The 25,183-nt window shown below is 55.1% G+C and carries 28 protein-coding genes and 1 tRNA gene; 2 read left to right on the top strand and 27 right to left on the bottom strand.

The window, feature by feature from the left end:
- Nucleotides 1–123: 123 nt before the first annotated feature.
- The 21 genes from SD69_RS16360 to SD69_RS16455 form a co-directional block, all read right to left on the bottom strand.
- A complete protein-coding gene (locus SD69_RS16360; protein ID WP_041524062.1) occupies nt 124–1,350 on the bottom strand; it encodes a beta-ketoacyl-ACP synthase in 1,227 nt (408 codons plus the stop codon).
- The gene (locus SD69_RS16365; RefSeq protein WP_041524063.1) at nt 1,347–2,570 is read right to left on the bottom strand and encodes a beta-ketoacyl-ACP synthase; all 1,224 of its coding nucleotides are present in this window, start codon (nt 2,568–2,570) and stop codon (nt 1,347–1,349) included. Before SD69_RS16365 ends, SD69_RS16360 begins: the two co-directional genes overlap by 4 nt.
- Nucleotides 2,570–3,295: a 3-ketoacyl-ACP reductase FabG2 gene (locus tag SD69_RS16370; protein WP_041524064.1), complete on the bottom strand. Its 726-nt coding sequence runs from the start codon at nt 3,293–3,295 to the stop codon at nt 2,570–2,572. Before SD69_RS16370 ends, SD69_RS16365 begins: the two co-directional genes overlap by 1 nt.
- The gene (locus SD69_RS16375) at nt 3,292–3,786 is read right to left on the bottom strand and encodes an ApeP family dehydratase (protein WP_041524065.1); all 495 of its coding nucleotides are present in this window, start codon (nt 3,784–3,786) and stop codon (nt 3,292–3,294) included. Before SD69_RS16375 ends, SD69_RS16370 begins: the two co-directional genes overlap by 4 nt.
- Nucleotides 3,783–4,961 (bottom strand): beta-ketoacyl-ACP synthase, encoded by a 1,179-nt coding sequence (locus SD69_RS16380; protein ID WP_041524066.1) that lies wholly within the window; start codon nt 4,959–4,961, stop codon nt 3,783–3,785. Before SD69_RS16380 ends, SD69_RS16375 begins: the two co-directional genes overlap by 4 nt.
- A gap of 2 nt (nt 4,962–4,963) precedes the next feature.
- Nucleotides 4,964–5,449, bottom strand: a complete 486-nt coding sequence (locus SD69_RS16385) for a hypothetical protein (protein WP_157471731.1) — start codon at nt 5,447–5,449, stop codon at nt 4,964–4,966.
- Between the two features lie 27 nt (nt 5,450–5,476).
- Nucleotides 5,477–6,724: an NAD(P)/FAD-dependent oxidoreductase gene (locus SD69_RS16390; RefSeq protein ID WP_041524068.1), complete on the bottom strand. Its 1,248-nt coding sequence runs from the start codon at nt 6,722–6,724 to the stop codon at nt 5,477–5,479.
- 10 nt (nt 6,725–6,734) lie between these two features.
- A complete protein-coding gene (locus SD69_RS16395) occupies nt 6,735–9,068 on the bottom strand; it encodes an MMPL family transporter (protein WP_041524069.1) in 2,334 nt (777 codons plus the stop codon).
- A 5-nt stretch (nt 9,069–9,073) separates the two neighbouring features.
- A complete protein-coding gene (locus SD69_RS16400) occupies nt 9,074–9,754 on the bottom strand; it encodes an outer membrane lipoprotein carrier protein LolA (RefSeq protein WP_041524070.1) in 681 nt (226 codons plus the stop codon).
- On the bottom strand, nt 9,751–10,203 hold the full coding sequence (locus SD69_RS16405; protein ID WP_041524071.1) for an acyl-CoA thioesterase: 453 nt from the start codon (nt 10,201–10,203) through the stop codon (nt 9,751–9,753). Before SD69_RS16405 ends, SD69_RS16400 begins: the two co-directional genes overlap by 4 nt.
- Nucleotides 10,193–11,752 (bottom strand): HAL/PAL/TAL family ammonia-lyase, encoded by a 1,560-nt coding sequence (locus tag SD69_RS16410; protein ID WP_041524072.1) that lies wholly within the window; start codon nt 11,750–11,752, stop codon nt 10,193–10,195. The genes SD69_RS16405 and SD69_RS16410 overlap by 11 nt, the downstream gene beginning before the upstream one ends.
- Nucleotides 11,742–12,692: an LpxL/LpxP family acyltransferase gene (locus SD69_RS16415; RefSeq protein ID WP_041524073.1), complete on the bottom strand. Its 951-nt coding sequence runs from the start codon at nt 12,690–12,692 to the stop codon at nt 11,742–11,744. The genes SD69_RS16410 and SD69_RS16415 overlap by 11 nt, the downstream gene beginning before the upstream one ends.
- Nucleotides 12,685–13,452: a glycosyltransferase family 2 protein gene (locus tag SD69_RS16420; protein ID WP_041524074.1), complete on the bottom strand. Its 768-nt coding sequence runs from the start codon at nt 13,450–13,452 to the stop codon at nt 12,685–12,687. Before SD69_RS16420 ends, SD69_RS16415 begins: the two co-directional genes overlap by 8 nt.
- The gene (locus SD69_RS18260; RefSeq protein WP_052481286.1) at nt 13,449–13,796 is read right to left on the bottom strand and encodes an ApeI family dehydratase; all 348 of its coding nucleotides are present in this window, start codon (nt 13,794–13,796) and stop codon (nt 13,449–13,451) included. The genes SD69_RS16420 and SD69_RS18260 overlap by 4 nt, the downstream gene beginning before the upstream one ends.
- Nucleotides 13,796–15,172, bottom strand: a complete 1,377-nt coding sequence (locus tag SD69_RS16425; protein WP_052481287.1) for an AMP-binding protein — start codon at nt 15,170–15,172, stop codon at nt 13,796–13,798. The genes SD69_RS18260 and SD69_RS16425 overlap by 1 nt, the downstream gene beginning before the upstream one ends.
- Nucleotides 15,169–15,726: a COG4648 family protein gene (locus SD69_RS16430; protein ID WP_041524075.1), complete on the bottom strand. Its 558-nt coding sequence runs from the start codon at nt 15,724–15,726 to the stop codon at nt 15,169–15,171. The genes SD69_RS16425 and SD69_RS16430 overlap by 4 nt, the downstream gene beginning before the upstream one ends.
- The gene (locus tag SD69_RS16435) at nt 15,726–15,974 is read right to left on the bottom strand and encodes an acyl carrier protein (RefSeq protein ID WP_041524076.1); all 249 of its coding nucleotides are present in this window, start codon (nt 15,972–15,974) and stop codon (nt 15,726–15,728) included. The genes SD69_RS16430 and SD69_RS16435 overlap by 1 nt, the downstream gene beginning before the upstream one ends.
- 11 nt (nt 15,975–15,985) lie before the next feature.
- Nucleotides 15,986–16,243: a phosphopantetheine-binding protein gene (locus tag SD69_RS16440; RefSeq protein ID WP_041524077.1), complete on the bottom strand. Its 258-nt coding sequence runs from the start codon at nt 16,241–16,243 to the stop codon at nt 15,986–15,988.
- Complete coding sequence (locus tag SD69_RS16445) at nt 16,236–17,018, bottom strand: lysophospholipid acyltransferase family protein (protein WP_041524078.1); 783 nt, start codon at nt 17,016–17,018, stop codon at nt 16,236–16,238. Before SD69_RS16445 ends, SD69_RS16440 begins: the two co-directional genes overlap by 8 nt.
- Nucleotides 17,008–17,754: a beta-ketoacyl synthase chain length factor gene (locus tag SD69_RS16450; protein ID WP_157471732.1), complete on the bottom strand. Its 747-nt coding sequence runs from the start codon at nt 17,752–17,754 to the stop codon at nt 17,008–17,010. Before SD69_RS16450 ends, SD69_RS16445 begins: the two co-directional genes overlap by 11 nt.
- A 103-nt stretch (nt 17,755–17,857) precedes the next feature.
- Nucleotides 17,858–18,151, bottom strand: coding sequence for a hotdog family protein (locus tag SD69_RS16455; protein WP_052481289.1), 294 nt, complete (start codon nt 18,149–18,151; stop codon nt 17,858–17,860).
- Between the two features lie 40 nt (nt 18,152–18,191).
- Between SD69_RS16455 and SD69_RS16460 the strand changes: the two genes are divergently transcribed.
- Both SD69_RS16460 and SD69_RS16465 read left to right on the top strand, forming a co-directional pair.
- On the top strand, nt 18,192–18,617 hold the full coding sequence (locus SD69_RS16460) for a hypothetical protein (protein ID WP_041524079.1): 426 nt from the start codon (nt 18,192–18,194) through the stop codon (nt 18,615–18,617).
- A 5-nt stretch (nt 18,618–18,622) separates the two neighbouring features.
- Nucleotides 18,623–19,336, top strand: coding sequence for a 4'-phosphopantetheinyl transferase family protein (locus SD69_RS16465; protein WP_052481290.1), 714 nt, complete (start codon nt 18,623–18,625; stop codon nt 19,334–19,336).
- A gap of 443 nt (nt 19,337–19,779) precedes the next feature.
- Here the strand turns inward: SD69_RS16465 and SD69_RS16470 are convergent, their stop codons facing one another.
- The 6 genes from SD69_RS16470 to folP form a co-directional block, all read right to left on the bottom strand.
- Nucleotides 19,780–21,282, bottom strand: a complete 1,503-nt coding sequence (locus SD69_RS16470) for an arylsulfatase (protein ID WP_041524080.1) — start codon at nt 21,280–21,282, stop codon at nt 19,780–19,782.
- A gap of 279 nt (nt 21,283–21,561) precedes the next feature.
- Nucleotides 21,562–21,646 (bottom strand) — tRNA-Leu (locus tag SD69_RS16475).
- A gap of 13 nt (nt 21,647–21,659) precedes the next feature.
- On the bottom strand, nt 21,660–22,037 hold the full coding sequence (gene secG / locus SD69_RS16480; RefSeq protein WP_041524081.1) for a preprotein translocase subunit SecG: 378 nt from the start codon (nt 22,035–22,037) through the stop codon (nt 21,660–21,662).
- Between the two features lie 21 nt (nt 22,038–22,058).
- Entirely contained in the window at nt 22,059–22,907 is an 849-nt protein-coding gene (tpiA, locus tag SD69_RS16485; protein WP_332307921.1) for a triose-phosphate isomerase, read from the bottom strand.
- 28 nt (nt 22,908–22,935) lie between these two features.
- A complete protein-coding gene (gene glmM / locus SD69_RS16490) occupies nt 22,936–24,273 on the bottom strand; it encodes a phosphoglucosamine mutase (RefSeq protein ID WP_041524083.1) in 1,338 nt (445 codons plus the stop codon).
- On the bottom strand, nt 24,270–25,163 hold the full coding sequence (gene folP, locus SD69_RS16495; protein WP_041524084.1) for a dihydropteroate synthase: 894 nt from the start codon (nt 25,161–25,163) through the stop codon (nt 24,270–24,272). The genes glmM and folP overlap by 4 nt, the downstream gene beginning before the upstream one ends.
- Between the last annotated feature and the right edge of the window lie 20 nt (nt 25,164–25,183).

Raw genomic sequence — 25,183 nt, forward strand, 5'->3', positions numbered from 1 at the left:
GTCCGATAACCCCTAACGCCACCCTCCATAACCCGGTAACGCGCTGACTTAGACTATAGAGTCAATTGCAGAAATGAACAATGTATTACCAGAGGTGTTTACGCGGCTGGGGCAAACGCAGGGCTAGGACATTACACGAAAGATCAGCGAGGTGTTAATACCGCCAAAAGCAAAATTATTACTCATTACTGTATTGCCATTAGTGGCGCGGGGAGCCCCGGTAATATAGTCCAGCGGCGCGCATTGGGGGTCGAGGTGAGATAAATTTAACGTCGGCGCCAACCAGCGCTCGCGCATCATCCCGATCGACGCCCAGGCTTCGATCGCGCCGCTAGCTCCTAACGTGTGGCCTAAATGACCTTTTAAACTGCTCACCGGCACTGTGCGGCCAAACACCCGTGCCGTGGCCAAACTCTCGGCCACATCGCCCCAGGGAGTGGCGGTGCCGTGAGCATTAATGTAAGCAATATCCTGAGGCTGACAAGCGGCATCGCTTAGCGCTAGCTCCATGGCCGTTTGCATACTGTCCGCATCGGGCTGAGTTATATGAGCGCCATCGGCGTTAGTGCCAAAACCAATCACCTCGGCGTACACCGTGGCGCCGCGCGCTTGCGCGTGCTCAAACGATTCGAGTATCAGCGTGCCGGCCCCTTCGCCAATCACTAAGCCGTCGCGGTGTTCGTCAAACGGGCTGGGCGTGATGGCGGGTGTTGAGTTTTTGGTGCTGGCCGCACCAAAGGCATCAAACACCGCTGCCTCGGAGGGGCACAACTCCTCAGCGCCGCCAGCAATCATCAACGTTTGCCGGCCGCTTTTAATGGCCTCGTAGGCGTAACCAATGCCCTGACTACCCGAGGTGCACGCCGATGAAGTGGTGTATACCCGCCCTTTAGCACCAAAAAAAATGCTTAAATTAACCGCAGTGGTGTGGCTCATCATCTGCACATAGGTGGTGGCGGTCATGCGGCTTAAATCGTGATGCGCCAGCTGCTCGGCAAACTGACAAGTGGCCAACGTGCTACCGGTCGACGACCCGTACGCGACCCCGCATTGGCCACTGCCAACAATCGGCGAGCCCAACAGCCCAGCATCGAGTAAAGCAAGCTCGGTGGCTCGCGTGGCCAGCAGCGCGACCCGACCCATACCGCGCACTTTTTTGCGCGGATAGTCGCTGGGCATAACAAAGTCATCGATCGGGCCGGCCACAAGGGAGTGCAACCCTTTGTATGTGGCCCATTCAGGCATGGCGCGAATACCACTGCGCCCACTTTTTAATGCTGCCGAAAAATCTGCCCAGCCAGCGCCCAGCGAGGTGACGCCAGACATACCCGTAACCACCACGCGGTTCATGGGTAACGCTTAATAATTAACGACGTGTTTACCCCGCCAAAGGCGAAGTTATTGCTCATCACATAGTCGCAATTGATAGTGCGACCAGCGCCCTGAATGTAATCCAACTCGCCACACTCTGGGTCAACTTGTTCGAGATTAATGGTGGGCGCAAACCAGTCACTGCGCATCATCTCTAAGCTCATCCAGGCCTCCAACGCACCACAGGCGCCCAACGTGTGGCCGATATAACTTTTTAGCGAGCTGATAGGTTTCCCCTCGCCCAGCGCGGCGACGGTGGCGCGGCTTTCGGCGATATCACCTTTCGCCGTGGCCGTGCCGTGAGCATTAACATAACCGATGGCCTCGGGCCCGATGTTGGCATCCGCCAGTGCTAACTGCATAGCCGCCGTCATAGTCGCGGCGCTTGGTTCGGTAACGTGAGCACCATCGGAGTTAGTGCCGTAGCCGACGATCTCCCCCAGAATAGTCGCCCCCCGGGCGCGAGCGTGTTCATATTCTTCCAAAATAAGAGAGCACGCCCCCTCGCCAATCACTAAACCATCGCGCTTTGCATCAAACGGGCGCGGCGTCAGGTTGGGCTCATGGTTGCGGGTACTGGTGGCAAACAGCGTATCAAATACAGCGATAGGGGTTACATGAAACTCCTCGGCACCGCCGGCTACCATCACGTCTTGCATGCCGTATTTAATCGCCTCGTAGGCGTATCCCACGCCCTGACTACCAGAGGTACAGGCGGAGGCGGTGGGGATAATCCGGCCCTTCATATTAAAAAACAAACCGATATTCACGGTGGCCGTGTGCGTCATGGTGCGCAGGTACGTCGATGCCGTTAAATCGATGGTGGTTTTATCGGTGACTACGCGCGTTAACGCCGGCACATCGGCCGGCGTCCCGATGCACGAGCCGTAGGAGACGCCGGTACTGCCATTGGTTATGCAGGGATCATCCTCCAGCCCCGCCTGAGCCAACGCTTGCTCGGTAGCGCTAACCGCCATTACCGACACCCGCCCCATACTGCGCAGCTTTTTGCGTGGGTAATGGGTGGGGGTCGAAAATTCAACCGGCGCCCCTAAACGCGTGTTAAGCCCTTCAATGTCATCCCACTCATCAAATCGCTGAATTTTATTCTGACCGGCGGCGAGCGCGGTTTGCACATCGGCCCAGTTGTTGCCCAAGGCGCTAACAGCGCCCACACCGGTAATAACGACTCTGCGCATTAGAGCATCCCACCATTAACAGAGATGACTTGCCGGGTGATATAGCTGGCTGAGTCACTCATTAAATACCCGACCAAACTGGCTACTTCACGCGCCTCACCAAAGCGTTTAAGAGGAATCATTTTTTTAGCTTCATCGGCAAACACTTCATCGATCATGTCGGTTTCGATAATGCCTGGGGCAACGCAATTAACGGTGATTTTACGTTTGCCAAGCTCCAGAGCTAACGCTTTCGTGGCGCCGATTAACCCGGCCTTGGTCGCGCTGTAGTTTACCTGCCCACGGTTGCCAGCCAACCCGGCAACGGACGAGAGCGTAACGATTCGCCCGCCACTGCGCGCCTGTACCATGGGCATAACCAGCGGCTGCACGACGTTGTAAAAACCGTCCAGATTAGTATGAATCACACTGTCCCAATCGTCATCGCTCATGGCAGGAAATGCATTGTCGCGAGTAATACCCGCATTGCAGACGACACCGTAAAAGGCGCCGTGCTCCGCCACCACGGCCTCGAGTACCGCGCGGGTCTCGGTGCGATTGGCGACATCAAAGCTCAATAGCTCGGCATCGACACCGAGCGCGCGAACCTCTTCTGCAACCGCCTCCCCCTGGGCGCGATTGGTGCGACAATGCACAGCGATAGCAAAGCCCTGTCGCGCTAACTCCAGCGCAATCTCGCGACCGATGCCACGGCTCGATCCGGTAACCAGTACCCGGCGATTCATGGTTTACTCCTTACATTATTCATTCGATCACCCGTGCTCTGCAGAGCCGGCTCCGTTGCCGCCATATAGGCGGCAACATCGTCAGGCCGATAAGCGGTGAAAACCGCTTCGGCCATTAATTCGGTGCCATGGTAAATGCAGCCTGTAAAAGCCACCAAAGAACCATCGATTAAATCAGCATGCACGACAACACGCAGTGTTGTGTTAAGCACAAACAGCGGCTGGTGTGCGGTATATTGCCGCGAGCTGATTAAAAACGCCGGGTCAATGGCGCGACCGGCCTGGGTATCCTCCAAGCCCACCCAAGCCGCCGCTGCCTGAGCCATATATTCGATGCCCGCCCAGGCGGGTACGCCACCGCGCACCGCATCGTAAAACACATTGTCGCTGTTAATATGGGCTAGTACTTCGACGTCGCGATGAGAGTTGTTAACGAGTGTATCAATCAAGCGCATCGGAGGTTGATGGGGCAGATAATCGGCCAGACTCACGAGCGAGAATCTCCCAAAAGTACGGCCGCATTGTTGCCACCAAACGCAAACGAATTGCTCAGTACAACCCGGGGCGAAGCGGGCAGCAATAAACTGTTGCGCGGGGCAAAATACAACTCGGGCAACGCTGGATCGGGTTGCTTATCCCACACATGGGGCGGTGTACAGCTCTCGGTTAAGGCCAACCAACACAGTGCCGTTTCGGTGGCACCCGCCGCACCTAAGGTATGCCCTAATTGACCTTTACTGCTACTGCACAGGGGTTGGTGGCTAAACAGTCGCGCTACTACCGCCGCTTCCATTGCATCGTTCAGCGGGGTGCCCGTGCCGTGCAGGTTAATGTAATCCACCTCGTCGGGCTCACAGCGGGCACTGGATAGTGCCGCGCGAATGGCCGCTTCGGCGCCGGCCCCGGTAGGGTCGGGTGCCGAAATATGATGCGCGTCGGAGGACGCACCTACCCCCAGCAACTCAATATCGTGAATTAATGGCTCGCGGGTGACCAGAAAAAAAGCCGCCGCCTCGCCAATATTGATGCCCGAGCGATTGACACTAAAAGGTAAGCAGGGCTCTGCGCTCACAGACTCAAGTGCGGCAAAACCGTTGACGGTTAGTCGGCACAGGCTGTCGGCACCGCCGGCAATAACTGCATCGGCCAAGCCTGCATCCAGTAAGCGCTTTGCCGAGCCCAACGCATGGGCGCTGGACGAACAGGCGGTGGACAAGGTGTAGGATGGCCCGGTGGCACCGGTTAACTTGGTTACTAAAGCGCAGAGGTTGCCGATTTCCTGCTGGCTATAGTGATATTGGGCGGGTAATTTACCCGTTTCCATAAGCGATTTAATCGCCGCCTCACCCTCGGCAATACCTGAGGTGCTGGTACCGGCCACCACCGCCACACGGTGAGCACCATAACGCTCCAGCGCCAGCTCGAGCGTAGGGCTAATTTGCTCTAAGGCGGTGGCCGCCAGGCGCGCATTACGGCAATCAAGCACTTGCAATTCTGGCGGTAACGACGTCAAGTTGGCGGTTACCGGCGCCGTATAGGTCGTGCGGCCAGGCACCCAATCGCATAGCGTAAGCGCCCGCTCGCCGGCGAACAGCGCCTGGCTGACGGCCGCTTGCCCTGCCCCCAGCGCGTTCACCAAACCTAAATCTGTTAAATATACCGCCATGACTATCTCTTAAGAGGCACAACACTGACGGAACCGCCCTGTTGTGGCAATTGGTATTGTTGTTCCTGCTGCGGGCTCCAGCGCCATACACTGCGGCCGCCCTGCGCCAAGGTTATCCTGCTATCGGTTTGCTGTAACTGCAAGCCGGTGCTCTGCGCACAATCTTTGCGCGCTTGATCGGGTAAGCTCCACCAATAGTAACCCCACACCAGCGCCTGCGGATCTAACCCCCGGTACCAAGGCGAAACATCAAGCTGCAGCTGCCCGGCGCTAAGTGTGGCGCTAAATTGTGGCGAGCCAATCGTATCCAGCGCCACAAACACGGTGTGAGTGCTATGCCCTTCGATACGCAGCAGCAGTGGCTGCTCGCGTTTGTCGTGGTTCACTATTAAGCGCACAGTACGATCACCGGTAGGTGCACAAGCCGGGCTTTCACTAAAGGGCGGCACGCTGGCGCAAGCGCTCAGCAGCGTTGCAGACGTTATCATACCTAGCCGCTGGCCAATACGCATGGGTTAAGCCTCTTCCGGCCGGCAAAATTGGGCTAATGCGCTCATGCGGCGGACGGGGTCGGCCACAAACGGATTGCTTTTGTCCCACGCGTAGCCGGCCAATACCGACGAGATCATATCGCGCACGCTGGCCACTTGGCCCGGAAAGAAGATAATGTCCTGAAACAGCCCTTCGTACCACGCCTCGACAAATACCCGAAACGTATCCACACCCTCGCGCAGTGGCTGCTCGTAATCTCGGTACCAATCGACCGGCTCGCCCTCTAGCTGGCGCGTCAGAGTTGCCACCGCCGTACTGGCCGAGCGCATAGCAATGGTAATGCCCGAAGAGAAAATAGGGTCGAGAAACTCCCCGGCATTGCCTAGCAGCGCATAGCGCTCTGTGGCTAAGTGCTTAACACTGCGCGAGTAGCCAGAGAGTGTATTGACCGCTACCGGCCACTGAGCATTTTTGAGTAAATCAGCTAATACAGGCGCCTCGGCAATCAGCTCGTGCAGCAACTGCTCGGGAGTTTCACTTCGGCGCTGAGCAAGCTTGGCCTCATCAATAATAACGCCGCAAGAACATTTACTGTCACTCAGTGGAATTAACCAGTACCAAATATCCCGCTCGGTGGGATGTACCGTCACTAAAATTTTATCGCGATCGAATTTGTCGGAGGTAATGCCATCCATTACATGGGTAAAAAATGCTTGGCGCACCGGGAAATCAGAGGGTGTTTCTAACTCGAGTAAACGCGGCAACACCCGACCAAAACCACTGGCATCTAGCACAAAACGACAGCCAATATGGCTCACGCTGCCATCTTCGGCGGTAACGGTTAATTGCGAGCCGGCATCGGTATCGGCGAAGCCCGTGATCGACTGACCAAAGCGAATATCCACACCGCGAGCGGCAGCCTCATCGGCCAGTAATTTATCAAAGTGTGCGCGCTCTACCTGAAAAGTAGTACCGGGGCCGGGGGTAAACTTTTCTTCAAAGTTAAACCAAGTGTAACGCTCGCCCCAACCAAAGGCCGCGCCATTTTTAAAGCGGAACCCTGCATGATTTACCACATCGGTGAAACCCGCTTCTTCGAGATACACCATACACTGGGGCAGCAAGCTTTCGCCTATCGAGAAGCGCGGAAAATGCTGCCGCTCCAGCACCCGCACGCGGTAGCCTTTTTGCTGCAGTAACGTAGCCGCCACCACCCCCGACGGGCCGGCACCGATAACCACAACATCTAACTGCTCATTAGGCTCTACCATAGTTTTCCCATTACACTTGTTGCTTAGTTTCTGCCAAATTCACCAGCGGTGCCAATAAATAGGCCATCACAATACCCAGTAAAACCGTTAAGCCAAAACTGTGAATTGCCGCCGTGGCCGAAAGAGCCAAAAGGCCAAACGATAACACGGTGGTTAAAGTGGATAAACCAATGGCCAACCGCGTACCTACCTGCTCCGAATGGGCCTCGCGTAAAAACAAGGTGTAATCAATACCAATACCCAGTACCAACAACAACGCCATTAGGTGAAACACATTTAATGCGTAACCCAACACACTAATAATGGCCAGCGCCAAAGTGCTAGCCAATGCCGGCGGCAAAATAACCCCCAGCGCCCCGCGCATTGTGTAACGACGCGCCAGCAAGACACCAATAATGACGTACGCAAGCAACAGCAAACCGGCGGCACTGTGTCGATAATGCGCTAGCAGTTGATCGGTGCGCGCTACCGGGTCCACCAGGCTCACCCCGTCAAGGCCCGCTAAAGCCTGACGCACCGTCGCCACATCGATAGGTGTCGCTAAACTGACAGCGCTAAAGTGCTCACCCTCGTCGGTAAAATACAACGGTAAGTCCGGCCGCTCGAGTAAAGCCTGCTCGATATTCTCCAGCGTTAACGGCGGACGGGGTGAAACCGCTTGCAGCATTTTCTGATAAGCGCTGTCCGTTAGCTGTAATTTCTGTGCAAGCTGCGGCAAGGCACCGCTGTCGATGACGGCACTTTGCCACAGCGTTTGATTGTGTTGTTGCTGTTGCGCCGAAGGCAGCACCCGGGTTAGCGCATCATAGCCGGCTAACGCCTGGCTCCCTTTTAGTGGCTCCAGGCGCGCTACCGTTTGCGCTAAGCGTTGCATCAACGCATCGGCACTCGGAGCCTGCAGCAAGACATACTGCAAGGCAGTGCCGGCGCCCAACCCCTCTCGAACTCTTGTCTCCATTTGCACCAGCGCGGGATCGGGCTGCTGCATTTGACGAATGCTATCGCTGGTAGGGGCTAGGCTCAGCAGCGCAATTAACCCCAACAATACCCCCCATAACCACAGGCGCCGAGGCGCTAAGGGCTGCAAGACACGTTCGTGAGCGCGCGCCAAATGACGAACAAAATATTGTAATCCGGCGGGCATTTCGCGCCGGGGGGGCCTGGCTAACAAACTCGGGTAGCAGAACAACACAGTGGCCAGGGCGGTGACCAAACCAGTGCTCGAGAGCACCGCAATCTGGGTAAACCCCGGAAAACCCGCCGCAATAAAGCTTAGGTAGCCCACCACACTGGTCCCTAAACCAAGCGCAAGCGGCGCCAATAAATGCCGGGTGCCACGGGTTGCACTCCACTGCATTCCACTGGCAAGGCGCGCCGAAAAATAATGCAAACCGTAATCGATCGCCACGCCCACTAAGGCGGCACCAAACACCAGTGCCATGACATGCACGGCGCCAAACACTAAGGCACTGGTCGCCAGCCCCGCCACCACACCGGCGGCGAGTGGCACAAACGCCAGCAGTAACAACGCCGGGCTGCGAAACACCAACAACAATAAAGCAATAATCCCCAGCAGCGAACCGACGCCAACGGTCGATATTTCCCGGCGAGCCTGATCGGTACCGGCGAGGGTGTAGAACAACGCCCCGGTTTTAAGCACCTCGGCGCCAGGCAGCTCACGCCATAAATTATCCGCCGCCGCGATCGCCGCGCGAGCCGTATTTTGCACTGTAACGTTAAAAGGCGAGCCGGTAAGCTCAAGCGGCACCACAAAATAACGCCGCCGCTTGAGCACAACATAAGGGTTACCGCTGGAATCAATTTGAACCTTACTTTGGGGCTGACTAGTACGTGTAAAGTCGGCCAGCGAGCCAAGCGGATCGTTAATCAGTGCCTCAGCTCCGACCCCGCCCGGGCGCGTAAAGAGGCGCCGCAGCGCCTGCGCAACCAACTGTTCAGCATTGCCTTGCTGCAGTCGCTGGCGCCACTGGGGCGTTAACAATTGGGCAGTATGGCCCTGATAGACCGAGGCGAGCGAAGCGGGCGCGCTGGCGGCCTCGGTTAACTGAAAACACTCACAGGCACTAAGCGCCGCGCGTACTTGGGGCAATTGTTGCCGAGCGGTGTCCGGCTCATCTGCGCCAAACAACAGCACCACCCGACGTTCAAAACGAGAAGAAAATGCCTGCTCGACCCGAGCCTCGGCGCTGCGTGAGTCACCATCGGGGAACAGCGCCAATATATTGCTGTCGAGGGATAATTGCGGCAGCTGCCAAACCGCCAACAGCAGCATAAGCAGCAACCACAAGCCACTTAATCGACGGGCGATCAGCACACTATTCACACCCGTTACTGAGCCTGAGAATCGCGCACGTAGGAGAAATTTAACACAGTGTAATCGTCGCCCGGCTCGGTCAGCGTCACCTGATTAATCACCCCTTCGCGCCCCTGTACGATGATGTGAGCTAAGAGCTTTTGCAGACGTGAGTCCTCGGGGGTGAGTCCGATCACCCACTGTTCACTCGTTTGCTCAGGCACTTGTTCGGGCGTTAATAACGACACCGCAAAATAACTGTTCAAATCTTTTAGGCTAAGCTCAAACAACCGACTAAACATCTGAAAAAAGCCGTATAACGAGGGCTCAGAGGCGGCGCTAATGACCTCTGTTTTACCTTCCATCGTACGGGTTAACTCGCCCTCGGCCATGGCGTAAGTCACGGCAAACGGCTCTTCAATATGCCAGTGAATATGACCATCGGTCGTCAGGTTAAATCGCCCGGTGGAAATCATCGGCTCGCGCAATATCGCCAAATACTTACGCTGTTCAATGATCCCGGCAACGGGAAGATTGCCCCGCAGCTGATCGGCAATGCCATCGAGCGCCTGGGCCTCGGCCGTACCGGCGACAACCGGGTGGTCGAACACCCCTTGCGTCTTAGCCGTCACAGGTACTAAGCACCATAAAAGCCCAATAACCAGAGCGATAACGGAAACCGCGCGGGGAGAATACCTAAAGCTTCGCGTACTCATCGTTGATCTCCGTCGTGACGATAGTGCGTCAGTTTTTGTTGCACGATATCAGGCAACGCAAAACACATTTCGCCGCTATCAAGCGCCACCGCCACCTGTACACTATAGCCTTTGGTCAGTACCTGGCCGGTTGCCTCATCAATAATTCGGTACTCTATCTTTAAGCGCACATCCCACTCCGACAAAGTCGCATCGACCCGGATGGCTCGATTAAAGGTCGCGGGTTTTACGTACTTTAACCGGACGTCCACCACGGGAAAGCCATAACCAGAATCACGCATATCGGTGTAGTTATAAGCAATTTTATCCAGCAAGGCACAGCGGGCATCTTCAAAATATTTAAGATAGTGGCCGTGCCAAACAATATCCATACTATCGACATCGTAAAACGGCACCCGCAAAACTACACTCGCCGTCACCGGGCTTTGCTCACACGCCTTATGGCTCATCGCGGTACAACTCCCAGCGCTGCGCGCGAATGGCATTAACCGTTTGCCGCAACACGCTTTCCAGTGGTCGATCTTCGGTGACTATGTCAAAATCCTTTCGCACCTGCGCCATCATATCAGCCAGTGGCGGGGTAATCGCATTCTGATCAAAGTCGCTCTGCTGTTGGCGTAAGTGCAACGCTTGCGTAGCGGCCAACACACCGGCCGCTACTACCTGTTCGGTCAACTCTAACACCCGCTCGCAATCGCGCGCGGCAATCGTACCCATACTCACTTTATCTTGGTTGTGGCATTCGGTGGAACGCGAGAACACACTGGCGGGCATAGTGTGCTTTAGCGCTTCGGCCGTCCAGGCCGAGGTACCAATTTGCACCGCTTTAAACCCATGGTTAATCATCGCGCGTTCAGCGGTCGCGCCCGACAAGTTCGATGGCAAACCATTATTGAACTTAACATCCATCAGCAGCGCCATTTGCCGGTCGATTAAATCGGCCAAATTAGCCACCGCCACTTTGAGCGAGTCCATAGCAAAAGCAATATGGCCACCGTAAAAATGTCCGCCATGCAATACATGCTCACCCTCGCCATCAATAATGGGGTTGTCGTTGGCGCTGTTTAATTCGGTCTCGATAAACTGTCGCAGCCACGGCAATGAATCTTGCAGTACGCCGATAATGTGCGGCGCACAACGCACCGAGTAGCGATCTTGCAACCGGTCAGAGTTACGCTCTACCTCATGGGCATTTAAGTCTGAATGAATCCAGGCCGCAATTTGCCCCTGCCCAGGGTGGGGTTTAACGGCAAACAGGCGTGCATCAAAGTGATTGGTATTGCCTTTTAACGCCACACTCACCATTGCCGTCACCCGGGTGGCCAAACGCGCCAAATACTGCGCACGATCAAACGCCAAACAGGCCACCGCCGTCATAACCGCCGTGCCATTCATAATTGCCAGCCCCTCTTTGGGCATAAGCTTTAACGGGGCTAAATTGTGTTCGCGCAATACATCGGCGGTCGCGCGTTTTTGTCCCTTAACGGTTACCTCGCGCTCGCCCACCAGGGCGGCGGCCACGTAAGATAACGGCGTAAGGTCGCCACTGGCTCCGACAGAGCCCTCCTCGGGCACCACTGGCACAATGTCGGCATTGATGTAACTCACCAGTTGCTCAAGCAATTGCGCGCGCACCCCCGAGTAACCCTGACAGAGCGATGCTAGCCGGGTGGCCAAAATGGCGCGGCCATGGGTTGGGTCAAATTCGCGTCCCAAGCCACAGCCATGAAAGCGCGTTAGGTGTAGCGGTAACTCTTCGACCAAATGAGGCGGGATAGACACCGTACAAGAGTCGCCATACCCTGTGGTAACACCGTAAATAACGCCTTCTTCGCGCCATAAATTGTCCACAAAGCTCGCACTGGCGCTGATGCGATTTCGGGTTCTAGGGTCATCGGTTAAGCGCGCACCATAGCCGTTGGCAATGGCGACGATGTCTTCGATGGTGATGTGTCGAGCGCCAAACTCAATCTTATTGGCAGGCTGTTTATGACTCATTAGCTACATCACTCCTGGTGCGCTCATCATTAGGGCTTTCATCGCCCCAGTAATCAAAAAAGTTAAACCACTGCAATGGTTGCTCGCGGCATAGTCGTTCAAGCTCGGTGAGATAATCGGTCAACATAAGCCGGCACGCCGACTCGCGCTCGGCCCGGCGCACACGGCCACCATCACGCAATGGCACAAGCTGCGCACAATAGCCATTGCCACTGTCAAAACCTGCGATAAAAAACACGGGGGCGCCCAACAACAAGGCCAACCAAAAAGGCCCCGAAGGGAAGCGCGCTTCAGCCCCTAAAAAAGGCGCCGTAAAATAACGTGAACTATTACCCGGAGGCAAACGATCGGCCAGTAAAATTAAAAACTCGCCATCGTCAAGTTTCTCTTTAAGCTCGATGGCTGTGGCAGGAGTAATGTCATTCACCTGAATCAGGCGCACGCCCGATTGCGCACTGGCACGCTCGACCAGCTTATTAAACTTGGCTGTATTGGCGTTGTGTAAAATAACGTTCAATTTCAGCGAACCGTCATTTTCTACCACCGCGCGGCACATTTCTAAATTACCAAAATGCGCGCCGAGTAAGATGCCGCCTTTTTTTTCACGCTGTAGCTGGAGCAATTGCTGGTGCCCTGGGAACTCCACATCGCGACGCTGAATACGCCCCATCCACGCATCCAGCCTATCCATCAAGGCTCGGGCAAAGGCCAGATGGTGTCGCCACACCAACCAGGCGCTGACTTTTTTGCCGGTAGCGCGTGCCAAATAACGGGCACTGTGACGCCGCACGGAGGCACGGGTAATATAAAAATAAGAAACCACTAGGCAAACCACCGGATACACCAGCACCCGACCGCCAAAGCGATACACCGAAAACAACACCTGCATACCAAAAGCACTGCCGCGCTCGCGTGCGTGGGACCAATGCGGCTCAGTCATAATCGCTCCCCAAACAACTGCGTAAGCGCCGGCCAAGTAGAATCGGTGAACGTATTAACATGCCGGCAACCAATCGTGTGTGCATCCAGCTTATGGCTATATTATCGCCCCACAAACGAAAGTTGGACACGCCGTGCTCCGGGTAGACAACCCGAGTCGGAACATTAATAATCGCGACGCCCCGCCAGTGCAGCCGCACCAGCACCTCGGTATCAAAGTCCATGCGCGAGCCCAAGGTTACAGAGCGGGCAAGACTTAGCGTTGGCGCTATGGGGTAGACCCTAAAGCCACACATAGAGTCACGAATATCCAACGATAGCGTTTCAATCCAGACCCACACGTGAGTTAAATAGCGTCCGTACAAACGTAGCTTTGGCACCGAGTCATCGTACTGTGGTACACCCGCAATGACCGATTCAGGGTGTCTCTCGGCGCTCGCCATTAACGTAGGTACATCGCCCACATCGTGCTGACCGTCGGCATCAATTTGTAACGCATGTGAAAACCCCAAACGCTGGGCGTGCTGCATGCCCAGTAATACCGCACTGCCTTTACCACCGTTGGGAAACTGCTCACACAGCTCACTGCCGGTTTGCTGACATAGCTGCTTTAACGTGGCACTGGCTTTGGCATCGCCACCGTCATTGACCAACACACAACTAATGCCCTGTTCACGTAAACGCCGCACGCAAGGGCCCACTAAATGAGCGTGGTTATACACCGGAATTACGGCGCAAACGTTAAACCGAGGCTCACTCACGTTAACTCCCGAACACAAATCGCACCGCGCGAGCAAACACCGCCAGGCATCCGATAAACAAACTTTAGGCGTCCCTGATCGCGCTGGTACTGCACGGTTAATTGCAACTTAACGGGCGGGCGCACCAACTGCAAAAATTTATTAGACGCCAAACCTAAAAACTCGAAACGTCGCCCTAAAAATTGCTCGGCAAAACCAAATACCCAACCCACCTGAACAACTCCGGCTAAAACAGGTAAGCCTTCAAAGTGACCCGCAAAGCAAGGGTCTTGCGGCTGTAGCTCTAGACTGACACAAAACTCCTGCTCGGATTGTGAACTTGTAACAGGTTGTGGCAACTGCATTATTTTTCACGCTCCTGTAAGCGGCTAACAATATCCGCCATCGGCAGCTTGCCCTGAGCATTGCTGGGTAGACTATCAAAGTAACGCCAGCGCCGCGGTAACAGTGGGCGATCAAAAAAATCGGCTAAATAGTCACGCAATACGGTATTTAATTGATGCTTGCCACCGCGTAACTCTTGCTCACCACGAGTCGTTAAGGTCGCTAACACGCCCACCTCGTCGCGCCGACCGCGAACCACGGCCGCACGCGCCTGCCCAACCCAGGGAGATTCATTTAAACGCGCCTCCAGCTCCGTAAGCGATAGCCTTTTTCCTTCAACTTTTACTACCGTATCAACCCGGCCCAGCAACTGAAATTCACCGCTGTTACAGAGGTGAACTTTATCACCCATTTCAAAGCCCTCAGGGGCGTTTAAGTGCTGACTTTTAACGTGTAAACACTGCCTGTCTGACTGCGCCACGACAACATCACTCAACGGCTGCCAAAAAGCCGACGCGGTTTGCCGTCGCCAGGCGACCCCGCCGGTTTCAGTGCTGCCCAACACCTCAATGGGAGCATAACCGAGCTGATCGGCAATACTCTCGGCGGCCGACTCCGACAGCAAACCACCGGAGGAAAAAATCTCTGATAACTGTGGTGCAGCCCGACTAAAGTGTACCGAGGCCGGAATACGGGCCAAATGTGTCGGGCTGGCAACCCATACCGCCGGACCATGCTGCGCGAGTTGCTCGACTAGGTTTTCTGGAAATTGAATAGGAGCAACCACAAAAGCCGCTCCCCGCACCAAAGGCCACAAAAGTACGTGCAAGAGGCCATAAATATGGTGATGGGAGACACTGGCCACCACCGGTGTCGCACCAAGCGACGGAAAGTCGCGCTGCAGCACTGCAACTTCGGCTTCAAGCTCGCTCAGGGTTTTATGCACCGGCTGTGGCACGCCGGTAGAGCCCGAGGTAAACAGCGTAATCGTCACAGGTTCGGCCGCAAGMGAAGAGCACGCGGCAGGTACACTAGCGTGCTCTTGCGCGCTGAGATCGTTTAATGACAGCTGTGGGCAATCGAGGGCGGTTTGCGTCTGGTCACTGATTAACAGATCAAAGTGCTGCGCCATTTGCACGCTGCTGCCGGCGTGCAAATTGTGCGGCAACACAACCTGCTTACCACTTAAGGCGAGAGCTAAAAAAACGCTTAAAAAATCGTAACTATCGGACTGCCACAGTGCCACCCGATGTGACTCGAGCGGTGCAATGGCTGCCGCCAGAGTCAAGACGCGCCGGCGCAGCTGATCTGCTGTAACCGCACCATGCGCGGTCCATGCGACGACTTGGGGGCCGCCCCTCAAGCCGACATCCCTGATATTTACCGAGGTGTTCATAACGCGTGCTTTTTATGGAAAATCAATATTCGATAAGCGTATTCAAGTGCAAACACCAAACCGATGGCAATGTAAGCCAGCAGGCCATTGTATAGCGCCCAAACCTCGCGGCTAAAAAACAGCGCTGTGACCAGTGCTATAACGGCATTCACGATAAAAAAACCACACCACAAACGGGTAATAGCTACTGTATAGCGCTCAACTACCGGAGGCAGGTTGCCGTTATACTCAAGCGTGGCAACACGCGTTGGGATGCTGGGCGGGTACCACAATGTGCAGCCAAAATAACCGGCTAAACCAAGGTTAATGCCGGCGGGCAATAGCTTAAGTAAGGTCTCGCTGTTCACCCACCACAACAGCGCCGCCCCCAGTACCATAGTCGCGACGAGCAGGCTACGCTGCCACCACAAGCGGGCCACTAACACCAGCCGCAGTAAATAAGCGCAGGCAAATATAAGGCCTAGCCAACGAGGCTCAAACCACTGCGTGCCAAAGTACACCAGCGGCGGGTACAGCAGCAGTATGAGTGCAACTATTACCCCCAGAAACCGCATCAGCCGTTTCTCATTAGCTCATCGACAACATTAACCGCGTCGCCAATGGTGCGCACTCCCTTAAACTGCTCAGGTTTTAACTGCTTGCCGGTCACGCTATGAATTTTAGCCGCCAAGTCGATAGCATCGATGCTATCAAAATCCAGGTCCGCGTACAGGTCAGCCTGCAGAGAGATGTCATCCTCGTCAATCATAAATGACTTCACAAGAACTGTTTTTAATTCGGTGTAAATTTCGTCTTTTGTCATGAAAATCTCTACTAGCTTTGTTGTGCGATCACAAAGTCACGCAGCGAGGCGACACTGCGAAAATGCTCTTTATTCTGCTCTGAGTTTGCATCGATCTTTACCCCAAAGCGCTTTTGCAGCGCCAAACCAAGCTCTAACGCATCAATGGAATCCAATCCCAACCCCTCACCAAACAGAGGCGCGTTGGTGTCGATATCGGCCACGGTGATGTCCTCTAGCTCCAGCTCTTCAATAATCATCTGCTTAATGTCTTCAGCCATATCAGCCATAACGCTTTAACCCTTCCTCAAAATAGCTTTCTAGGTGCCTTGTAAGCAGACGCGCCGCTCGTGGCTTATCTTCAAAATCGTCAACCAGTGTTTGCGGCTGTAACAACTCGGCAAAGTAAATATTGATACTGGCCCGCTGCGGCGGTATTCGATACCAGGGCGCCCCTTTGGTCAAGGTCAAAGGGTTGCAGGTAATAAATGTCGTCAATATAGGGGCGCCAGTACGCACCGCAATATTGGCAAAGCCGCGCTTAAAGCGCGGAGCACAGCCCGGCGTCGTGCGCGAGCCTTCGGGAAAAATCAGCACCGCCTCGCCGCGGCTAAGTGACTGCCGACTGCCCTGTAACAGCAGCTCGCCACTGTCGTTACTGATAAAGCCCGCAGCGCGCATCACGCCTTTTAAGTAGCGGTTGCGCCATAGCTCACCCTTTACCACACAGTTGGCCTGGGGCAATTTGGCAAACAGTATCACCACATCGATCAGCGTCGGGTGGTTGGCTATGACTAAACAACCCCGCGACTGAGCGAGCAATTCGGTATTGTGCAGCGTGACCCGAATCAAGCCCAATAACTGCATCAACTGCACAAAACCGCCAAAGGTGCGCTGCTGCATGGCGCGCACCCGGCTCGCTTTTTTACCTTGATCGCCCGGCAGGGCATAAATCACCGGAAACACCAGCAGCGACTGCAGCAGCCCTCCGGCAAAAAAAAAGCTAAAACAAAACCCTGTAGCCAAAATCCGCCAGCAGCGATCCAGCCCAGTTTTAAGCCACATAATCGCGCCGACCCCAGCACCAGGTCGTATCACCTGCGTGATACCGCATTTGTGGCTCAAACGAGAACCACCAGGCGAGAAACGCCAATAACATCGAGCGCTCATCGCCGGCACCGGTACCGGCCTCACACTGCAAGCTGACAGGCACTGCGCCCGCAACCGGTTTTCGCTCCAAGACAACCGCGACCGACGCCGGCATATCGACTTCATCGGCAAACGCGGCATAAGGACCACCCAGAGGCTCATCGGTATGCACCAGCAATACTCGCGGAGCTCCTGTGGCAAGGTGAGTAACGGCCTCTATCCACGCTTGCGCCAAGGTCTCGCGCCCGGCTGCAAGCGCCACGGCAGGCGCTTGCAGCTCGTGCAAAATGGTAAATAAGCCCAGCGCCGAGTTGTGCACTGACAAACTAAACGCATTGGGCGACAGCGCTTGTCCCGCCGCTAAAGACTCAAGCAAGCTAAGGGTGCGCTGTGTATCGCCGTGTCGAGAGCTAAAAATGACCGGCGTGTCGGCACTTAGGTATTTTGCACAGGGGCCTGCCACCTCCAGTGCCTGACGCCCCCAGCGGGTCAAGCGCCGCCGGGTCATGGCTGGTACATCGGCAGCGGCCGGGCGTTCATCGGAGGTTACCGGGTAAGGATCATCGGACCAGATAGACCAAGCGGCGGGGTTTTCTATACCCGGCGCCCAAGCCTTAACGTCAGATACCCACACAAGCATTGAATCACTCAATTATTGTCACCTCGTTCTCGCCCGCCTCGACAGGCAAATCGGACGACATTTTACACCACCTTGGTGCTTGTTGGCACGCCGGGTACCGCTGCCGCAGGTATGTTTATTGCGCCGCGAGGATCACCGAAGCTTCCAGCACCCGCCCCTCGCCACCGCTCAACTGCACACTTACACGAGGCCAGTGCTTGTCCACCATATCAATGCGAACAGACTGGCCTGGTAATACCGGTGCCAGAAACTTAACTTTTTTTATCTCTAACACCAGGTGCTCCGGAAAGCGCTCACGCAAATAGGCGTGCACCTTACCCAGCAGGTACGCCCCTGGTACCAGCGGGTAGCCAGTAAAGTGGCCCTGCACACACAAATCGGACGCTTCAACACGAAACTCCTCTAACATCGGTTATCATGCCCCTATCACTCAGATTGATGTAAGTATTATGACCCTCGCACCTGACATCGCCGACCTTATCCCCCATCAAGCCCCCATGGTGCTGCTGGATTCTATCACCCACTGGGATGACGGGTATATTCTGTGCCGCGCGCTATCTCACACGCGAGAAGACAACCCCTTGCGCGACGATGGGAAATTATCAATCTTTGCCGGTGTCGAGTACGCCGCACAAGCCATGGCGGCCCACGCTAGCTTACGCAATACGGGCAAGCCGGCTAGACGAGGCGTGATCGCTACCGCCTCTAAGTTGTCATCGGCGTGCCAGTGGCTCGATGAATACAGCGAGCCGCTTTTGGTGCGGGTGCAGTTATTGGCGAGTAACGCCAACAGCTCCCTGTGTCAATTTGAGATTACCTGCGGCGCAAACGAGCTACTCAGGGGCCAGCTAACCGCACTCAGTCACGAGGCCTGACAGCTATGCCAGCCCAGGTTTGGCTCAGCCCCGCGAACTTACTAACCCCAGGCAGCGCTCAGGCCAAACGCTGCCTGCAGTTACTCAGCGAGCCCGAGCGCGAGCGCCTTGCCCGCTACCGAACCGCCTCGCAAAAGCACGCCTTTTTAAGCAGCCGGGCACTGCTGCGCAACGTGCTAAGCACTTGCTGCAATACGCCCCCCGCCGAGCTGGATTTTACCGCCAACGCCGCAGGCAAACCGCGGCTGACACTCGATCAAGCCCCACATTTTAACTTAAGCCATAGCGGCCAGTGGATGGCGCTGGCCGTCGACTGGCACGCCCCCGTAGGAATCGATATAGAGCACCCACAAAAACAACGCAACCTTCTCGCCATTGCGCGCCACTACTACCACGCACGCGAGGCGCAACGCCTGGCGAAGCTTGACGAGCCCACACAGAGTCGCGAATTCTACCGCCTGTGGACACTCAAAGAGGCGTTTTTTAAAGCACGCGGCACGGGCATATCCGAGGGGCTCAACCGTATTTGCATCAACCCCGAAGGCGCGTCGCCTATCGCATATTTTGACCTGCCTGAATCGGGCCTCCCACGCCCCGAGCACCTGTTTTACCGCTTTGAACCCGCCGGCATATCCGGTGTACACCTAGCGATCGCCCGCACGCTACCGCCTTGCACGCCAGAGGTAACGCTTTTTTTACAAGACCACTTAATTGTGTAAACCTGCAGCGCCCAACCACCGCCCCCCTCTATCGATACCGGTACCGTCAGCCACTAATACGTCTACGCCGAGAAACGCTCACCGGCTACGCACGTCCCCAATTAAGAAACTCGTTAAGCCACTGCGCCAGCACCTTGGCAGGCAAACGCTAAAGTAACCGATGGCCGGATTCACCCTTTTACACCTATATAACAAGCTAAACCACAACCCACACGACGCCGAAGGCCATGATTATGGCAAGCGAATGCAAGAGCCTATTGATGTAAGGCGGAGGAAAGTCGGGAGGTGGCGGAAGGTCAGTAACGGGACGCCCGCTCGAAGCGAAAGTTGAGACGATTGCCCCAGGAGGTCTAGATAAAACCCGTTAACCGAGCGTGTCGCGAACGAACAAAGGTCGTAAACTCTCTGGCCATGAACTTGTCATGGCCAGAGAAAATATTGATCTACTGCTTAGGCGTGAAGCTACCACCCTCCTGGCGAGGCGGAAACTCTTCGAACGTGGCCATAAAGTTCTTAACCAAATTCTGCAATGGCACAAAGGCGTACATATGACGCACCAACCAATCGTCATAGTATGACGAATCTTCCGGCGCCATCTCGAACGGATCCGCACGCAGGTCAATAAGCATAGGCGCTTTGAGCGGGGTTTGCGCATTCATCCAGGAGCCTAAGCCTTCATGTTGCTGGATAGAGAAATGCGCCTTCCAGGGACCGTAACGAACGGCACCTAATGAGCCATCGTCCACAAACGCGAAGAATTCTTTACGTGGCCAGGCCTCATCAGAACCCTTTAAGCTGGGCAACAGGTTATAACCATCCAAATGGACCTTAAACTTCTTGCTTCCTGCTTGATGACCTTTTAGCAACCGCTGTTTTATCTCCGATTCACCGGCCGCTGCCATCAGGGTAGGCACCCAGTCTTCCAGCGAGATAATCTCATTATTCACTTGGCCACCAGGGATCTGCGCCGGCCAACGAACCATCATAGGAATGCGGATACCGCCTTCCCAGGTCGACGCTTTTTCGCCCCGGAATGGGCTGGTCCCACCATCTGGCCAGCTGAACTTTTCAGCGCCATTATCAGTGGTGTACAGCACGATGGTGTTATCGGTAATACCAAGCTCATCCAATTTATCCAGCAGTACCCCGACATGCCCGTCGTGCTCGAGCATGCCGTCGGCGTAAATTCCGCGACCAGATTTGCCCGCAGACTCAGGCTTCAGGTGCGTAAAAATATGCATGCGCGACGCGTTGTGCCAAACAAAGAAAGGCTTATCGGCCTTATGCGCTCGTTCGATAAAGTCGAGCGTCGAGGCAAGAAACTCTTCATCAATAGTTTCCATTCTGGTCGAGGTCAGCGGGCCGGTATCTTGAATTTTGCCATCTGCCGTAGACTTGATAACCCCACGAGGACCGAATTTTTTGCGAAACTCTGGGTCTTTCGGGTAATCAGGGTTTTCTGGCTCTTCTTCAGCATTCAAGTGGTACAAGTTGCCAAAAAATTCATCGAAGCCGTGGTTGGTGGGCAAAAACTTATCCAAGTCACCCAAGTGGTTTTTACCAAACTGACCAGTGGTATAGCCGAGTGGCTTAAGCAGTTCCGCTAGGGTGGGGTCTTTCTCTGAAATGCCAATTGGGTCCCCGGGCATACCGATCTTTAATAAGCCTGTGCGCTTAGGCGATTGCCCGGTAATAAAGGCAGCACGGCCTGCGGTACAACTTTGCTGACCATAACCATCGGTAAATAGCACGCCGTCGTTGGCGATTCGATCAATATTAGGCGTCGTGTAGCCCATCATCCCGTGGTTATACGCACTGGTATTAAACCAGCCAATGTCATCACCCATGATAACCAAAATATTGGGTTTTTCGGCAGCCAAGGCTCCCGAGGAAAGCAGCAATGCGCCAAGCACGCCTGCCACTCTATTTACAAGTTTACTTTTCATATCAACATCCTTTTTGGCGGAAGACAACAAGGTTTAATAGTAGCCAACAATTATTGCAAAAGCGATCTCACGCAAAGCAATGTCAATAACGGATGTCGCCCACGGCGTGTGCCTGCACACAGACACCTCAAACAATAGCAACAACCATAGCCAACACCGGTTAGCTGGCTGCAGCAAGGCAAGGTAAAGCATTTGGGGCAGATACGGTTAGACCAGATACAAAAAAGCCCCGTAGTACGGGGCCTCTAGGACGATATTGGAGCATATCGGTTTGTTAAATGGTGCCCAAGGCCGGACTTGAACCGGCACGGCTTACGCCACTACCCCCTCAAGATAGCGTGTCTACCAATTCCACCACTTGGGCAAATACTGTTTTCTTACTGCTCGCTGGCTGGCGCCACCGGAACTTCATTTGCCGGGGCGCTTTGCTCCACGGCTGGCACGTCAGAGTCTGAGGCCGGTACATCGTTCACAGCGGGGCCGGATTCTATCACGGCTGGAATTGCATCGTCAGCTATCGACGAGCTATTTTTTGCAATAATCGCCAGGCCAAAACTGGTGCAGAAAAACACAAACGCAAAAATAGCCGTGGCACGGGTGAAGAAGTTACCACCCCCCTCACTACCAAATACCGTTTGCGATGCACCGGCACCAAAAGAAGCGCCCGCTGAAGCACCTTTACCTTGCTGCATTAAGATCAATGCAATAATGGCGAGTGCCGTTAAGATATGAACAATCAGTACTATTTTTTCCATTACTCCGCTCTCTTTACGAGCTTACTGTGTCATGCCAGTCGCAGCCTGCTCGGCGCGCTGACATATCGCGATAAATTCTTCTGCGTCTAGCGAGGCACCGCCTAACAGGGCGCCATCGATATCCGGCTCGGCAAACAAGCTCGAGGCGTTGTTGGCCTTAACGCTGCCGCCATAAAGTATTACTAAGTTCTCACCCTGTGCGCCAAACTGGTCGCGAATAAAGGTGTGAACCTCTTGTGCCTGCTGCGGGGTAGCAGTTTTGCCGGTACCCACGGCCCAAATGGGCTCGTATGCGACAATGGCTCGACTAAATGCCTCGAGTCCCGCAGCCTCAATGACCACCCGCAACTGCTGACCAATGGTGTCTAGAGCTTGCCCCGCTGCGCGGGCCTGCTCTGACTCACCCACACATAGAATAGGCGTTAAGCCGTTTTCTTGCGCGGCCAAAAACTGCTCGGCCACATACAAATCATTCTCTGATTGCATACGGCGGCGCTCATTATGCCCGACAATGGCATACTTACAGCCGATATCGGCCAACATCTGTCCCGAGATCTCGCCGGTGCAGGCACCGTTCGAGCGCGGGTTAAGACTTTGCGCGCCCGGCACCAGCGGGCTGGCGGCAGTTGCGTCTACCACTTGAGGCAGATACAAAAACGGCGGACAAAGCGCTACATCAACGTACTGTAGCGGACACCAACCAGATAAAATTGCCTGTAGCAGCTGGTCGTTAACGGCGCGAGAGCCGTTCATCTTCCAGTTGCCGACGATCAACTTGCGCCGACCTCCTCTGGACTGCAATCCCACTTTGGTGCCCTCCGTAAAACGGCCGCCAATGGTATCCGAACAGCCTTCAAGATACAACGGCAAATTGCCCTATAATCCGTAGCTTACGCGACTAATTAAGCGCCTTTTCCACCTCGTCGGCCAGCTGCTGAGCCAGCGCCTTTACCTCGGCGCGGTCTTCGCCCTCTACCATTACCCGAACCACAGGCTCAGTGCCCGATGGGCGCAGTAAAACCCTGCCCCGCTCGCCCAGCTGTTTCTCTGTAGCGGCCACCGCGCTTTGCACGGCTGGATCGCTGTCTAAATCGACCTTTTTGACCCGATGCACGTTAATCATGGTTTGCGGCATCTTGGTCATGCCCTGCTTGGCGCTGTTAAGGCTTTTGCCCATCGCGTCAATTGCCAGCAATACTTGCAGAGCCGAAATAATGCCGTCACCGGTGGTGGTAACATTGCCACACACGATATGCCCCGAGGACTCGCCACCCAGCGACCAGTTGTTATTACGCATGGTCTCGATGACGTAACGGTCGCCGACTTTCGCCCGCGCGAAGGGGACACCTAGTTCTTTTAGGCCCAGCTCAAAACCAAAGTTACTCATCAGTGTGCCCACCACGCCGGGACACCCGCCACCAAACTGTTGCTGATAAGCTGCAATAATGTAGAGCAGCTCATCACCATCCACCACCTCGCCTTTGTGATCGACAAAAATCAGCCGGTCGCCATCGCCGTCAAAGGCGATACCCAAGTCGGCACCGACCTCTTGCACCTTTTCTTTAAGTGCCTCGGGGTTGGTCGAGCCGCAACTGCGGTTAATGTTGGTGCCATTGGGCTCGCAGGCAAAAGGAATAACCTTGGCGCCCAGCTCACTAAACACACTGGGAGCAATGTGGTAAGTCGCACCGTGGGCACAATCCACTACTATTTGCATACCAGAGAGCTTAAAGCCCCAGGGCATCGTTCCCTTACAAAACTCAATATAGCGGCCGGCCGCATCGGTAATGCGCCGCGCCTTACCCAGGCGCTCGGCGGTAATCATCGGCTGATCGAGCTGCTCTTCGATGGCGTGCTCGATATCGTCCGGCAGCTTGGTGCCCTCAGCACTAAAAAACTTAATACCATTGTCAAAATAGCTGTTGTGCGAAGCGCTAATTACAATGCCTGCCTGCGCCTGAAAGGTGCGAGTAAGGTAGGCGATACCCGGGGTGGGCATAGGCCCCAACAAGCCAACATCCACACCGGCGTTAATTAAACCCGCCTGCAACGCCGACTCAAACATGTAACCTGAGATCCGGGTGTCTTTACCGATTAAGATCAAACCCGGCCCATCGTAGCGGTCTACCAACACTCGGCCAGCCGCCCAGCCAAGCTTAAGCATAAAGTCAGGAGTAATCGGCGATTCGCCCACACGCCCGCGAATTCCGTCAGTACCAAAATATTTACGACTCATTGTTGTTTCGTCTCCTTCTCACCCCGCCCACTTTGCAGGGCTAGGTGAACATTAATCATATCGGCCGTGGCGGCCACATCGTGGACCCGTACAATATTGGCTCCACGCAACACACTCTCGTGGGCCAGCGCGAGGGAACCCGGCAAGCGCTCGCTCACTTCGCGCCCCAACAACTTACCCAGCAACGACTTACGCGACAGTCCCACCAACAGCGGCAGCCGGTAGCGCTGAAACTCAGCCAAATGACGCAACAGTGTTAAATTTTGCTCGAGGGATTTGCCAAACCCAAACCCCGGGTCCAGCATGATGTTGCCGGGCGCTATGCCCACTTCGGCACAAGCCTGTAAACGTTGGGCAAAAAATTCATGCACTTCGGTCAAAACATCCGGGTAGGTTTGCTGGCGCGTCATAGTCCCCGGCTCGCCCCGCATATGCATCAAGCACACCGGCAGCCCGGTTTGCGCTGCGGCCTGTAGCGCGCCGTCGCGTCGCAGGGCCCGCACATCGTTAATCAAACCGGCACCGGCCGACTCCGCTTCACGCATTACCACCGGGCAACTGGTATCCACAGACACCAAAGCTCCCAGCTCTTTGGTAATGGCCTCAATCACCGGCACCACCCGATCCAGCTCCTCGGTTTGCGTCACAGGTGTCGCGCCTGGCCGGGTAGACTCGCCTCCGACATCAATTATATTGGCGCCCTCGACCAGCATTTGCCGTGCACGCTGTAACACTAAGGCGATATCAAGCGAGGCGCCCTGATAATAACTGCCTCCGTCGGAGAAGGAATCTGGGGTCGCATTAAGAATACCCATCACTAAGGGGCGCGAAAAATCGAGCTCGTGATTGGCGCAGTTAACAGCGGCAGGAACAAATGAAGAATGCGGCATGGGTTTTATATTTAACAAGT

Origin of the sequence: Gilvimarinus agarilyticus (assembly GCF_000832015.1) — a bacterium.
In the GTDB taxonomy this organism is placed as follows: domain Bacteria; phylum Pseudomonadota; class Gammaproteobacteria; order Pseudomonadales; family Cellvibrionaceae; genus Gilvimarinus; species Gilvimarinus agarilyticus.

What these genes read in the sequence shown, in the direction of transcription:
- SD69_RS16435 (WP_041524076.1), bottom strand. Translation starts at nt 15,974, where the DNA reads ATGACAAAAGACGAAATTTACACCGAATTAAAAACAGTTCTTGTGAAG.
- SD69_RS16380 (WP_041524066.1), bottom strand. Translation starts at nt 4,961, where the DNA reads ATGGCGGTATATTTAACAGATTTAGGTTTGGTGAACGCGCTGGGGGCA.
- folP (WP_041524084.1), bottom strand. Translation starts at nt 25,163, where the DNA reads ATGCCGCATTCTTCATTTGTTCCTGCCGCTGTTAACTGCGCCAATCAC.
- SD69_RS16460 (WP_041524079.1), top strand. Translation starts at nt 18,192, where the DNA reads ATGACCCTCGCACCTGACATCGCCGACCTTATCCCCCATCAAGCCCCC.
- SD69_RS16360 (WP_041524062.1), bottom strand. Translation starts at nt 1,350, where the DNA reads ATGAACCGCGTGGTGGTTACGGGTATGTCTGGCGTCACCTCGCTGGGC.
- SD69_RS16370 (WP_041524064.1), bottom strand. Translation starts at nt 3,295, where the DNA reads ATGAATCGCCGGGTACTGGTTACCGGATCGAGCCGTGGCATCGGTCGC.
- SD69_RS16465 (WP_052481290.1), top strand. Translation starts at nt 18,623, where the DNA reads ATGCCAGCCCAGGTTTGGCTCAGCCCCGCGAACTTACTAACCCCAGGC.
- SD69_RS16455 (WP_052481289.1), bottom strand. Translation starts at nt 18,151, where the DNA reads ATGTTAGAGGAGTTTCGTGTTGAAGCGTCCGATTTGTGTGTGCAGGGC.
- SD69_RS16415 (WP_041524073.1), bottom strand. Translation starts at nt 12,692, where the DNA reads ATGACTGAGCCGCATTGGTCCCACGCACGCGAGCGCGGCAGTGCTTTT.
- SD69_RS16405 (WP_041524071.1), bottom strand. Translation starts at nt 10,203, where the DNA reads ATGAGCCATAAGGCGTGTGAGCAAAGCCCGGTGACGGCGAGTGTAGTT.
- SD69_RS16365 (WP_041524063.1), bottom strand. Translation starts at nt 2,570, where the DNA reads ATGCGCAGAGTCGTTATTACCGGTGTGGGCGCTGTTAGCGCCTTGGGC.
- SD69_RS16390 (WP_041524068.1), bottom strand. Translation starts at nt 6,724, where the DNA reads ATGGTAGAGCCTAATGAGCAGTTAGATGTTGTGGTTATCGGTGCCGGC.
- SD69_RS16470 (WP_041524080.1), bottom strand. Translation starts at nt 21,282, where the DNA reads ATGAAAAGTAAACTTGTAAATAGAGTGGCAGGCGTGCTTGGCGCATTG.
- glmM (WP_041524083.1), bottom strand. Translation starts at nt 24,273, where the DNA reads ATGAGTCGTAAATATTTTGGTACTGACGGAATTCGCGGGCGTGTGGGC.
- SD69_RS18260 (WP_052481286.1), bottom strand. Translation starts at nt 13,796, where the DNA reads ATGCAGTTGCCACAACCTGTTACAAGTTCACAATCCGAGCAGGAGTTT.
- SD69_RS16430 (WP_041524075.1), bottom strand. Translation starts at nt 15,726, where the DNA reads ATGCGGTTTCTGGGGGTAATAGTTGCACTCATACTGCTGCTGTACCCG.
- secG (WP_041524081.1), bottom strand. Translation starts at nt 22,037, where the DNA reads ATGGAAAAAATAGTACTGATTGTTCATATCTTAACGGCACTCGCCATT.
- SD69_RS16410 (WP_041524072.1), bottom strand. Translation starts at nt 11,752, where the DNA reads ATGAGTCATAAACAGCCTGCCAATAAGATTGAGTTTGGCGCTCGACAC.
- SD69_RS16400 (WP_041524070.1), bottom strand. Translation starts at nt 9,754, where the DNA reads ATGAGTACGCGAAGCTTTAGGTATTCTCCCCGCGCGGTTTCCGTTATC.
- SD69_RS16440 (WP_041524077.1), bottom strand. Translation starts at nt 16,243, where the DNA reads ATGGCTGATATGGCTGAAGACATTAAGCAGATGATTATTGAAGAGCTG.
- SD69_RS16385 (WP_157471731.1), bottom strand. Translation starts at nt 5,449, where the DNA reads ATGATAACGTCTGCAACGCTGCTGAGCGCTTGCGCCAGCGTGCCGCCC.
- SD69_RS16445 (WP_041524078.1), bottom strand. Translation starts at nt 17,018, where the DNA reads ATGTGGCTTAAAACTGGGCTGGATCGCTGCTGGCGGATTTTGGCTACA.